The organism is Chlamydiota bacterium, assembly GCA_012729785.1.
Taxonomy (GTDB): Bacteria; Auribacterota; Tritonobacteria; order UBA1439; family UBA1439; genus UBA1439.
Genome location: JAAYCL010000013.1, coordinates 34,806 through 46,395, shown reverse-complemented (window position 1 = coordinate 46,395; position 11,590 = coordinate 34,806). Strand labels below are relative to the sequence as shown.

Annotated in this window: 7 protein-coding genes; 2 read left to right on the top strand and 5 right to left on the bottom strand. The window is 64.7% G+C overall.

The genetic code is table 11. The features are described 5' to 3' along the window. Positions 1 to 314: 314 nt before the first annotated feature. The 3 genes from cas2 to cas12b are packed head-to-tail and all read right to left on the bottom strand — an operon-like array spanning position 315 to position 6,608. Positions 315 to 605 carry a CRISPR-associated endonuclease Cas2 gene (gene cas2 / locus GXY35_02675; GenBank protein NLW93496.1) on the bottom strand — a complete coding sequence of 97 codons (291 nt, stop codon included), beginning with the start codon at positions 603 to 605 and terminating at the stop codon, positions 315 to 317. Positions 606 to 607: 2 nt separating this feature from the next. Beyond that, the gene (gene cas1, locus GXY35_02670) at positions 608 to 2,308 is read right to left on the bottom strand and encodes a CRISPR-associated endonuclease Cas1 (GenBank protein ID NLW93495.1); all 1,701 of its coding nucleotides are present in this window, start codon (positions 2,306 to 2,308) and stop codon (positions 608 to 610) included. 22 nt (positions 2,309 to 2,330) lie between these two features. Then, positions 2,331 to 6,608, bottom strand: coding sequence for a type V CRISPR-associated protein Cas12b (gene cas12b, locus GXY35_02665; GenBank protein ID NLW93494.1), 4,278 nt, complete (start codon positions 6,606 to 6,608; stop codon positions 2,331 to 2,333). An 826-nt stretch (positions 6,609 to 7,434) separates the two neighbouring features. Here cas12b and GXY35_02660 point away from each other — a divergent pair. Then, entirely contained in the window at positions 7,435 to 8,481 is a 1,047-nt protein-coding gene (locus GXY35_02660) for a radical SAM protein (protein ID NLW93493.1), read from the top strand. Between the two features lie 423 nt (positions 8,482 to 8,904). Here the strand turns inward: GXY35_02660 and murJ are convergent, their stop codons facing one another. After that, positions 8,905 to 10,479: a murein biosynthesis integral membrane protein MurJ gene (gene murJ / locus GXY35_02655; GenBank protein ID NLW93492.1), complete on the bottom strand. Its 1,575-nt coding sequence runs from the start codon at positions 10,477 to 10,479 to the stop codon at positions 8,905 to 8,907. A gap of 228 nt (positions 10,480 to 10,707) precedes the next feature. Between murJ and GXY35_02650 the strand changes: the two genes are divergently transcribed. Next, positions 10,708 to 10,962 carry a 30S ribosomal protein S20 gene (locus GXY35_02650; protein NLW93491.1) on the top strand — a complete coding sequence of 85 codons (255 nt, stop codon included), beginning with the start codon at positions 10,708 to 10,710 and terminating at the stop codon, positions 10,960 to 10,962. Between the two features lie 114 nt (positions 10,963 to 11,076). On the opposite strand, the gene GXY35_02645 is transcribed toward GXY35_02650, so the two are convergent. Further along, positions 11,077 to 11,580: an LptE family protein gene (locus GXY35_02645; protein ID NLW93490.1), complete on the bottom strand. Its 504-nt coding sequence runs from the start codon at positions 11,578 to 11,580 to the stop codon at positions 11,077 to 11,079. Positions 11,581 to 11,590: the final 10 nt, after the last annotated feature.

Here is an 11,590-nt window from a genome sequence, read left to right as displayed (position 1 = left end):
CCGCCTCAAGCTCCGAGAATCCGCTGCGGATGCCGCCCTAGCCTTCAGAAGCCATTGGCCTTGAAGGGGTAAACTCAACCCAAGCGAGCACCCCTCCTTCACGACATATCGAAGGTGTTATGGGAGGCCCCAGTCACCCATATCCAACTACGGATCAAGGAGATACAGCACGCGAGCGTCCCAGATCGAGCTGGAGGCAATTTCCGCGCTCGCCCCGCAAGCGATTTCAAGGAACTTGCAACCCCAATGGCGGAAGGGTTGTGATCGATGGCCTTAGCCAATGGCTATGATAGCAGAGATAGCCCTTTATACAATCAAATTACTGTAACTCGCGGTCGACCGGTGTAAGAAAGCCCCATCGCTTCTATCAGGATACTGGAATCATCGCCCGATGTTCCCAGTGAGACGAATAGCACTTGGTCCTCCGCGTGATTCAGGATTTCGGCCAGCTCTGTTTTGGCCTGGGTATACCTTTGCTTGTCCAGGGAGCACTCGAATACCGATAGCTGGAGACGCCTGCCATATGCCTCGAGAACTTTAGCCACTCTACGCAACCGTTTGGGGTCTGCGATATCGTAACAGACGAGATAGCGTATTCTCGGCATATCTATCTAGTGGTGAAGCCGATGTAATTGTTCGCCTCGCCTCTGACAAACCGCCACATCTGTCTTACTTGGACTTCGAGCATCCGCCGATAGGGCATCCGATATCCAAAATGGGGATGGGCAACTTCCGTTTCCATTCTGCGGCAATAGGATTCCCAAAAGGCGCGCCGCCCTTGCTCGTCCAAGGATACTCCTGCAGCGCTGATGATGAAATCGCCCCGGTTGACCTCGCTGCGGTTGATCATACTAATAGCGACGCTATCGGCGATGAGCGGCCGGAATTCCTCCATCAAGTCGAGCGCCAATGCCGGCCTGCCATAGCGTGGCTGATGCATAACGCCGAGGAATGGATCGAGACCCACCGCATGGCAGATCCCAGTGACCTCCTTGCAGAGGATGCTGTATCCCATCGATAGAAGCGCGTTGACCGGATCGCGCGGGGGGCGTCTATTGCGAGCGTGGAACTCAAAAAGGCGATGTTCGTTGGCTTTCAGCATACCGTTGAACTGCTCGAAGTAGAGGGCCGCGGCCATACCCTCCACACCCAACAATTCTTTCATCCCCATCGCCTTGACCGCTCTGTCCTTAAGATCCGCAAGCTGCGCCAGCAAAGGTTCCGGCGCATCCCCGTTCCGCATTAGCATCACGCGCTGGTTGTGAATCTTCGCGCGTATGATTTCGCGTGCGACCCCGAGGCACGTTCGTGCATCTTCAAAGAGACGGTACTGCCCGCGGCGCGCGTCCACTCCGGATGCGGGAAGTCCGCGCAGAAGCCCGAGAAAGCGTCCCGAAGGGGCGAAGAATGACACGTCGATCCCGAGTTCCAGGAGCGTCTGCGCCGCCGCCGCGGTGAGTTGAACCGCACCATAAAGATACACAGCACGCAACTGACGGGAAGGGAGTTTGCGGACTATCTCGCCATTCAGTGACACCGTGATCTCGCCGCCCCTACGTCCGACGGTCGCTCCCGGTGTTTGCACTACTAAAATCTCCCCTTCATCGTTGTCTGGGCGGGGGGCTCTCTTGATCGCAACGTTTCCATCCTTTGCGAGCCGCCAGAAGGCAGATTCTCCGGGGAGGCAGATGGGATATGCGGAGCAGTACAGGCAGCGTGGATCATCCTCCAACGGGGGTGGACATTCGCCACGAGACGCTAAGGACTTGGCCTCCACGATTTTCTCGACGCAGGCGTTGATTCTTTCCTCGGAGATGTCCACCGACACACGCCGTTTCTCCGCCGCGTAATAGATGAACGCTTCCCGAGGAATGTGGCCGCTTTCTCGGAGCAGCAGAGCGTAGGCCACGACTTGAACGGCATCAGGCTCCTTCGCAACGCGATTGCCGTGTGCATCGCGCCATGCAACGCCTTTCTTATAATCGATTACCGTCACGCCGCCCGCACGCGTTTCGATGAGATCCACGACTCCTACAAGGCCGTATGTGTCGCTTTCAATGTGCATCGATCTGATCGAGGAATCCTCGGGCAGTTCGATTGCATCCTTGAGTTCATCGAAGCAGGTGGGACGATCCGAGGCACGATGGGCATACCCCCCCTCCACCGTATCGGCGTTGTGCTGGAAGATGTTCTCCACCCATTGATAGTAGAATAGGCGGGGACAATAGGCGTAGTTGTGGAGACCGCGCACATTCAGCTTGGGCTGCGCATCAAACGAGCCGTCGGTTCGCAATGCCGCGTCGCTCATCGATTATGAGGGGCACGGGATATCATTTCGTGCGCCACTTGGACAATCTCCGGCCGTTGATCTCCTGGATACGGCTCCACTGCGCGGCCTTCACGCAGCCCCAGAACGACTTGCCGTGGACGAGCTCCGGTGCGCCTTCCTCGCCCTGGATGTCCGCGGTCGTCCATTCGTCGCGCAGCCAGCGATGCTCGCGGCTCTCCCCGCTGAGCTTCTCCGCGAGGCCTGCCAGACCGGCTAGGTCCGCGAAGAAGTTGGGCTGGGCGGTATCGTTCTTACCGGCACTGTCGGATCGATGGACGGCAATCGCCGGCCCCTTTTCCCCGTATCGTCGTTTCTCGCGAGTCAGCAACCGCATTTCATCCGTGCCCGGCGTCCTGTTCGCCGACCCTTTGCCTTTGCCGGTCTGCCCGATGCCGGCGCGCATAGTGCGCAGGCGGGGATGGATCTCCCAGATTCGGGGATCGGCCACGGCGCGTAGCGCGAGATTGATGGCGGCGTTCACATCGGCCTGCGCGAGGGCGGGCTGCATTTCGGAACGTTTCACGGCATCCACGATAGGCACGAAAATCCCGCCGCCCGCCGAAGGGACGAGCAGAGTGCGCTTCGGACAGGGCCCCGGGCGCCGTTCCCCGACCAAGGACTTCTCGAGGGCGATCTGCGCCTCCGCGAGCTGCCGATCGAGCGCGGCCAATCTCTGTGCCTCACCTGTGGGGCGCCCGTGCTCGTCCTTCTTCGCGGCGATCCAGCGCCACTGCCCGTCCTTCGTGAAGCCCGCGGCGATCTCGGCCGCGCGGAACCCGGGGACCCCGCTGCGGGAGCAGAATCGGGACGAGTACGCCGCCGGCGTCTCGACCACGGGCAGCCCGAACACCTCGCAGAGTTGCTTAAGCTTGTCCCGCACGGCGCGGTGGCACCACTTCATAAGGCGGCTGTTCTCTCGCGGAGCGCGGCCCTGGCTCGCCCTGTAACGCGAAAGATTTTCGATTACGATGAAGTCCGCGACCCCGAGCCAGCGTCCCTGCCCGTCCAGTATCTTCTCGTAGGCGCCGTGCTGGTCTTGCCGCTGGCGCAACGCCTTCTTGTCCGGGGCGGGCTGGGCGAGGCGGAGGCCGAGGGCCTCGGCGAGGATCATATGCGCCGTCTGGTTGATCCGCTGCTCCTTGAGATTGGCCAGCTTCTCGAGCAGATCGTGACAGGTGTCGGGGACGGCCTCGTCCCTGCGGATGGGCGCCTTCCCACCCACCTCGCGTCGTAGCGACTGGTTGAGCGACTGGAAACGCTTCCGCAGCTCCTCGATCTGCTCGATGCGTCTCAACGAAAGCCCGCGCTGCCCACGGAGCCATACCGGCCTCTTGCCGCTGTCTAGGGGGGGACCACTTTGGGTGAGGTGATGCAGGGTGTTCCTGGGAGTCGAAGAGGGATGCCGCTCCCAGCGCCAGGAACGGCCGCGCAACGGCAGGACGCGGTTGGCGATCCGCACGAGGAGGTCCGGGGCGAGTTCGATCCTTTCGCGGAGCTGACGCTCCAATCCCTCCTTCACGCGGGGATCGCGCTTCTTGGCAGCCGTGCGCAGTTCGGCCGGCACCAAGCGCACATCCTCGCATTCCGTGATCTCCGTCCAGGCGATGTCCTTCTGCCTGTCGTCGCCTCTGAGCATCCAGCACCAGCGATGGAGCCGCGCGATGCGCGATTGGAAACGCCGCACAGCGATCAGCAGTTTGTCGTTCTGCTCCGGGAAACTCAATTCCCGGCGCCATCCGTTATCCAGGATCGAATGCCGCTCGTCCTCGGCAGGCGCCTCGAGAAGCCGCATCAGTTCCGCGGTGTCGTCCGCCTCCCAGTCCCTCGCGGGCCGGCCGCGGTCGCCCCACAGCTCCTCGCGGAAATCGAATTCCAGGCCCGAGTCGTCCGGTCGTCGGGCATCGAGCTTGCTTTTCTCGCGCCAGATCCTCGCGTCCTCGCCGGGGAGACGGAACTGACCCGCCCTCTCCAACTCCGCCCGCCACCGCCTGCCGCCGGTCTCCCCGATCGCACGTGACGGACGCTTGCCGGGGTTCCTCCCACTTCTCACGCAGATACGGGCATACGCCCCCGCGTTGCGCTGGCCGAGGTCGACCGCGATGCAGCGGAACTCGTCCACCTCCTTGTGCCACGGAGAAGGCGCCTTCGATAGCTGTTTCTCGTGCGGCCATCGTAGCGAGGCGTTGCAGAAGCCGACTCCCTCCGGCTGCATATTGAACTGTCGTTCCCATGAGAATGCCGATGCAATGGCCTTCTTGATGCGCTCCGCACCCACCTCGAGCGGGAACACGAGCTGGATGTCGGAAGGGCTCGTCGGCTCGAGCGTGATGCGGCAGTTGGCGAAGTTCACTCGTTCGGGCGATTCCGCGAGTCCGAGCGCCGCCATCATCGGCTGCACCCAGGGGGCCTCGTGGAGGTCGCTGTCCCCGCTGGTCCGGATCCGGTCGCGGCAGAGGCGCGGGGCGGCATAATGGATCCGGGCGACCTTCGGAGAGAGGCCGCCGGCGGTCGGCGACACTATACCGGCGGTGAACGCTAGTTGGCCCGGCTCGTGCCGTGACAGCAGGCCGGGTTTCCGGGCGATCCGCTCCCCCTTCTTAGGTTTCGACTCGCTCCTCTTCGGGAATATGAAGAACCGGGGCGAGCATTCCGGATGGGCGGGTGTGAAACGTATCGGTTGCTCCTTGTCCACGAGCTCGGCCTTGAGGTCGTTGTAGGCGAGCCACGCCCGGAGCGGATCCTCGGCGTGCCAGGGTTGCGTCCCCTCATCGCGCCAGATGGGGTGGAACATCGGCTTCGCAAGCTCGCGGTAGAGCGCAGAACTCCCGAAGTCATCCCTGTGCTCCGTCTGCTCCGCGGCGAGGATGTCCAAGAGATGATTCTCCTTGGCGCGCCCGTCCTCGGCGGCGGCACGCCAGCGGCGCTTGATTTCCCCGAACCCGCGTAGCGTTCGCCCCCGGATCGTGTATTCCCTCTCCTCGGGGTCCGCATCCCCGCCCTCCGCCTCGGCCACCCATTTCAGTTTGTCACGGACGATGATTTGCAGAAGCCGGATGCGTTCGTCGCCCTCGAATCCTGGCAGCGGTTCGCCGGCCTCGTCGTCGCCGGATGCCTCGCAACCCCGCCCATCCATCGCCGCGATCCGTCTGCGCAGCCCTTCCGCGGCCGCTTCGCGCTTGAGCGTGTCCTGGTAGTAGCGATGGGGTGCCTTGAGGGCCTCGATGAAGGCGGCGAGGTCGTACTCGAACCAGACCGCCCGCGTCTCCCTGCCGCCGTCGCCGCCGGGGACGAGTGCTAGGTTGGTGAAATAGTCGAAGTGCGGCTTGTCGCCGACGCGGGCATCGTCTATGGCATCCTCGGCCTTGATCTTGTCCTTACCCTCGGCGAGCGTCTTGGTCGCTTGGAGGAAGGCATCGAGTGCTTCACGGCACGGGAAGTACTTGAAGACCGCCGCTAGCGGATAGAGGCCGCTCGGCTTCCGCCCCGGCGCCGGTATCTTCAGCTTGCCGCCGCAGATGGCGAGATGCTTCTGGAACTTTGCGGAGGCCTTCTTGAGTTCGGGATGCCTCGCCGCCGCCTGTGCGAACTTCTTCGACAGCTCCTTCGCGGCATCCTGCCCTTTCAGGAACTGTGTGGGGGGTTGCGTTAGGAACAGGCCGAGTTTCAGATCCGATGCCGCCTCGAGCGCTTCCGAGCGGGGCATTCGATGGTATCTGCGCACCTCCTCCTGGCGTTTCACCACCTGGCTCGACGCGAGGGCCTCGCTCGTTGGGCGGGTTTCGCTGTCAGGCCTGGCAGGACACAGGAATGCGATCCTTCTGACGCATACCTGGTTCAGATCCCCCTTATCGGCCTCGTCGAGCAGTTGGAGCAGCGCGGCCAAACGCTGTGGCCCCGTCGCGCGGCTCGTACGAAGGACGTGTGCCGCCGCCTTATCGAAGCCGGTCTCACCGGCTTTGAGTTTTAGGAGCTTGGCGAGGCGCTCCCCGGGGCCGTCGAACACCTGGGCCCTGCGGCTCGCGGTCGTCCAGTTTTCTTTCACCTTCGCCACCCAGGAACCCAGTGCCTTCGCCTGCGGCGAGTCGCCCTTCACGCCTGCGGCCATCGCCGCCAGGCAGAGGGTGTAGTAGTTCACCGCGTCCTGGAACAGCTCATGGTGGCGCCAGAGCGCGGCATGCCACTCCGCGGCGGGGAGTTCGAGCCACTTCGTCTCCCCCTGGGAATCCCGCTCGTCAAGGATCTCGACCTTCGTTACCTTGCCCTGGTAGATGCGGTTCACGGCCTCACCTCGCTGGTTGCTCGCCGGATATTTTGATCGCGAATCGGCGCTTCTAGGCATGTGATCGGGATGGTTCTAAGGCAAATTCAGTTCAAAAGGAAAAGCATCAAGAAGGCGGCGGATCGTTTCAAAAGCCCCTCCTATGATGACTGTTTGGATTAATGATTCAAAGGGTAACACCATAGGGGGAATCACACAATCACCCAAGGGGGGTGATTTTGGGGCATAGGGGATGTGTTGCTCCGCTACCCGAATGGGATGGGAATCATTCTCGGCATCGACTATGCCCCCCCGGGGGGAACCGCCCCCCTGCCCCACCCTTACCAGATGTACATTGGCCAGAGTTGCTGGCGGCACCTGCGGCAATGAGTGCGCCTATGACCTTGGCGGTCATAATGGCACCGTCCTCCATTGCCTCGGCTTCTCCTCTCGCGTTGATAAGCAGTTGACCGTGATTTGCCTTCCGTGCTTCAAGTTGTTCCTTGTGGTACTGCGCTTGCTTTTGGAAATAAACCAGTTTGGCTTGCTGGCAGGCAATCTGTTGCTTGTGATACTCAACAGAAGGGAACAGGCCATCCTGATGGGAAGCACATCCATAGAATATGAGTGAGAGGGATAGCGCAAGAGTGGGGGTTAGACAGGCGGAGGACTTGGTCATAATCCCCTCCCGTGGTAAATGGTCAGGTTGGCGATGTAAGGGTACCACCCTTCGTGGAGTCACGCAACCACCCAAGGGGGGTGTGACCGGAGCGGGGGGTGCAGGCGCGGGAGCGGCTTTTTCCGGCGGCGCGGTTCGGGTATACTTGAGACGAGAGGCGCGCGGGAGATGCGGATGCGGCAGACAAGGCGCGAATTCATGCGGTCGTGCGCTCTCCTCGCCCTTTCGGGGTTCGGGGGCGCGGGCGCGTTGGGCGGATGCGGGCGCGGCTCCCCGCCGCCCGGCGGGGCGGCGGGCGCGGCGGCGGGTTTCGAGCCCGCGTACCTGAAGCTCCACCGGCGCGGCGAGCTCCTGCAGCGGGGCGAGACGCTTTGGCGGATGATGGAGCGCTGCACGCTCTGCCCGAGGGAGTGCGGCGCGAAGCGGCTCGCCGGCGCGCGGGGCTTCTGCGGCGCCTCGGCGCAGCTCGAGATCGCTTCGCACCACCCCCACTTCGGCGAGGAGCGCCCGCTCGTCGGAGGCGGGGGGTCCGGCACAATCTTCTTCTCACACTGCTCCCTCCGGTGCGTCTTCTGCATCAACTGGGAGATCAGCCAGGGGGGTGAGGGGCGCGCGCGGAACGTCGAGGATCTCGCCGGGATGATGCTCGACCTCCAGCGGCGGGGGTGCCACAACATCAACGTCGTGACCCCGACGCACTACTCCCCGCAGATCCTCCTCGCGCTCGACCACGCGGCGGGACGCGGGCTGCGACTGCCGCTCGTCTACAACAGCTGCGGCTGGGAGAAGGTCTCCGTCCTGAAGTTGCTCGACGGCGTAGTGGACATCTACCTCCCAGACTTCAAATACTCGGACCCGGCGATGGCGGCCAGATACTCGGCCGGCGCGTCGCGTTACCCCGCGATCACGCGCGCGGCGCTCGCGGAGATGCAGCGCCAGGTCGGGACGGCGCGCCCGGGGACGGATGGTCTCGTCCGCCGGGGGCTGATGGTGCGCCACCTGGTGATGCCGAACGGGGTGAGCGGCACGAAGGGGGTCGTCGAAACGATCGCCGCGGAGCTCCCCGCGGAGACGTACCTCAACATCATGGCGCAGTACACCCCGGCCTACCGGGCGTCTGAGTATCCGGAGATCGCCCGCAGGATAACGCGGCAGGAGTACGCCGAGGCGCTCCGCCAGGCGCGTCAGGCGGGGCTCCGCCCCTCGGAGATCTGACGCGACGGAGCGGAGGTGCGGCGCCCCGCGCGTTTGCGGGGCAGGCGCGTCGATGACCTCGCGCACCGTGGCGGCGTGCGTGCTGCCGCCGGACGGCTGGGAAAAAAGGCGTCGTCCGGCTCCGGCTTTCGGGTGCGCCCGGGCTATTCCCGCGGATACCCGGAGATCTGGACGACCCGGAGTCCAGGCGGATCGCGTCGTCGGCGTTGACGTACTCTGGCGCAAGTCGTGGGGGGGCGGCGAATCGGGACAAGGCCCTGATCGATGAAGTTGGTCAGTCGAGGATGACCGAGAGGAACCGGCCCGTCTCGAGGTCGACGCCGGAGTAAGTTGCGACCGACCGGTTGCGCAACTCGGCTCTGCCGCCGAGCCGCGCCCCCGCACCCCGCCCGGTGTGCTCCCACGCATCTTCAGCCGCGTTCCTCAGTGCCCCCGGCGCCTGAACTCGTGCAGGAGCTCCCCCAGTTCGGGGGCTCCCGCTGCCCGCGCCGCCGCCAGGTAGACGGCGACGCCCGCCGCCAGCGGCACGAAGACCCTGAACGCCTGCGGCCCGATCCCCCCGCCCTCCGCGACGGCGGCCACGCCGCGGTGCGCCGCCCAGGAGGCGGCCGCCATCGCCGCCGTGGCGGCGGCGATTTTGGCGAGCGACACGCCGACGCGCCGGAGCCCCAGCGCACCCACCCTCTTCCGCAGCAGCCACAGGAGCAGCGAAAGGTTCACGCACGAGGAGATGGAGGTGGCGAGCGCGATCCCGCCGTGCTTGAGGGGCATCATCAGGGCGAAATCCAGGACGATGTTGACGGCCACCGCCGCGCAAGCCACCCGCACCGGCGTCCGCGTGTCCTCGATCGAGTAGAAGCAGCGCACGACCACCGCGACGCCCCCCACCGCGAAGAGGCCGAGGGAGTAGAAGATCAGGGCCCAGTACGTCGGGCCGGCGCTCCCGGCCGCGAGGAACTCTCCCCGGTCGTAGAGGAGGCCGATGATGGGCCTCCCGAGGACCACGAGGCCCGCGGCGGCGGGGACGACGATGAACAGGGCGAGCCGCAGGGCGTAGTTCATCGCCTCCTTCAGCTTCTCCACCTCCCCCGCCACGGCGTAGCCCGCCATCAGCGGGAAGGCGACGGTGGAGATGCCGATCACGAACGTGCCCATCGGGAACTGGATGAGGCGCGTGGCCGCGTACAGGTAGGTGACGCTCCCCTGCGGGAGGAAGGAGGCCACGAGGTTGTCCACGAGGAGGTTGACGTGGTAGACGGCGAGGCCGGCGGTCGCCGGGAGCATCAGCCGGGCGATCCGGCGCAACTCCGGGTGCGTCCAGACGCGCCCGAAGACGAGGATGAACCCCTTCCGGCGCAGGGCCGGGATCTGCATCCCGACCTGGACCGCCCCTCCGAACAGCACGCCGAGGGCGAGGGCGACTATTCGTTCCTGGGGCCGCGCGCCCCACCGGGGGGCGATGCACAGCGCCGAGAAGATGACCATCGCGTTGAAGGCGGCCTGCGACAGGGACGGCATCGCAAAGTGCCTCAACGAGTTCAGAACCCCCATGCAGAGCGCCACGAGCGACACGAAGATCAGGTACGGGAAGAGCCACCGGGTCAGCTCGACGGTGATTTGGAACTTCTCCGCGTCCGCGGCGAAGCCCCAGAGCGCCGCGCGCACGATCCAGGGGGCGAAGAGGATCCCCAGGAGGGCGATGAAACTCGTCACGGCCGTCAGCACGACCGCAACCGACGCGACGAGTTCCCACGCCTCCCGCCGGGTCCTGTTGCGGAGGTAGTCGCTGAAGACCGGGATGAAGGCGGCGCTCAGGGCCCCCTCCCCCATCAGGTAGCGGAGGGTGCTGGGCAGACGGAAGGCCGCGTAGAAGGCGTCGGTCAGCATCGGCGGGAAGACCTTGAGGATGATCATGTCCCGCGCGAGGCCGAGCACCCGGCTGACGAGCGTCGCCAGACCGACGGCGGAGGCTGAACGGGCGATCCTCATCGGCGCCATGGGAAGGTACCTGCGCTACCGATCCCCCGCCAAGGGGGTGAAACCGCCCTCGCGCGGCCCGCGGCGCGGGAGCGGCTCATCGAACGCGCCCGCCGCGCCCCCGGCGATCCGCGAGGCGCGCGCACGGTGGCGTTCATATCCGTTGACTTCGGGGCCGGAAGGTGGTACATATGCCCTCCGCACCGTCGCCCCGGTCGCGACGCGACATTCCACAGGAGGACGCACCCGATGCCGACAAGGAAATCCGGCCTGAAGCACATGCGCGCGGATGAAAAAAAGCGCGTGCGCAACGCGCGCATTAAATCGGCGCTCAAGACGCTGACCAGGAAATACGAAGCCCTACTTGCCAAGGGGGACAAGGAGGGCGCCGCGAAGCTGTACCCCTCCGTCACCTCGGCGCTGGACAAGGCCGCGAAGAAGGGGATCATCCACGAGAACCGCGCGGCGCGGAAGAAGTCGCGCCTCGCGCACAGGACCGCCTGACCGTTTCCGGCAGCGCATCCGCGGCCGCCCGGGGCATCCCCGCGGCCGCGGATCCTTTTTCCCCCCGCCCCTCCGGCCCTGGAAACGGACGCCCAACGCCCGTCACCCGCCGTCCTACCACCTCTCCGTCACCCGCTCGACGATCTCGGTCGCGAGATCCTCGAGGGCGAACGGGACGGCGATCCTCTCGGACTCCGGCAGGGTGATGGTGACGAAGAACGCCTTCTCCCCCTCGACCCTCGTGGACTTCCAGACCACCTTGCTGGTCTTGGCGTCCCTCAGGACAAGATCCGCGCCGATCGTCAGTCGGTACTCGCGCGTGATGTCGTTCTTGTCGTAGCGGAGCGCCGCCCGGTTGTAGGTCGTCAGGGTGGTCTCGAGGATGACGTCGGCCTCCTTCTCGTTCACCACCATGTAGGTCCCGTCGATCTGGAAGGCGTTGACGATCTTGCTGGTCGCCTGCGCCCCGAGGGCCGGCTCCTTGGTGAGGTTCTTCACCATCGGGATGTAGATGGTCTTGATCGGGTCATCGGGGTTCATCGAGCCGACGCGGTATCCGCACCCCGCCGTCGACGCCGCCACCGCGCACGCGAACAAAACCGCACACGTCCTTTTCATCTGCCGATCT

Coding starts and splice junctions, on each gene's coding strand:
- cas1 (NLW93495.1), bottom strand. CDS start 2,308: ATGAGCGACGCGGCATTGCGAACCGACGGCTCGTTTGATGCGCAGCCC.
- GXY35_02650 (NLW93491.1), top strand. CDS start 10,708: ATGCCGACAAGGAAATCCGGCCTGAAGCACATGCGCGCGGATGAAAAA.
- GXY35_02660 (NLW93493.1), top strand. CDS start 7,435: ATGCGGATGCGGCAGACAAGGCGCGAATTCATGCGGTCGTGCGCTCTC.
- murJ (NLW93492.1), bottom strand. CDS start 10,479: ATGGCGCCGATGAGGATCGCCCGTTCAGCCTCCGCCGTCGGTCTGGCG.
- GXY35_02645 (NLW93490.1), bottom strand. CDS start 11,580: ATGAAAAGGACGTGTGCGGTTTTGTTCGCGTGCGCGGTGGCGGCGTCG.
- cas2 (NLW93496.1), bottom strand. CDS start 605: ATGCCGAGAATACGCTATCTCGTCTGTTACGATATCGCAGACCCCAAA.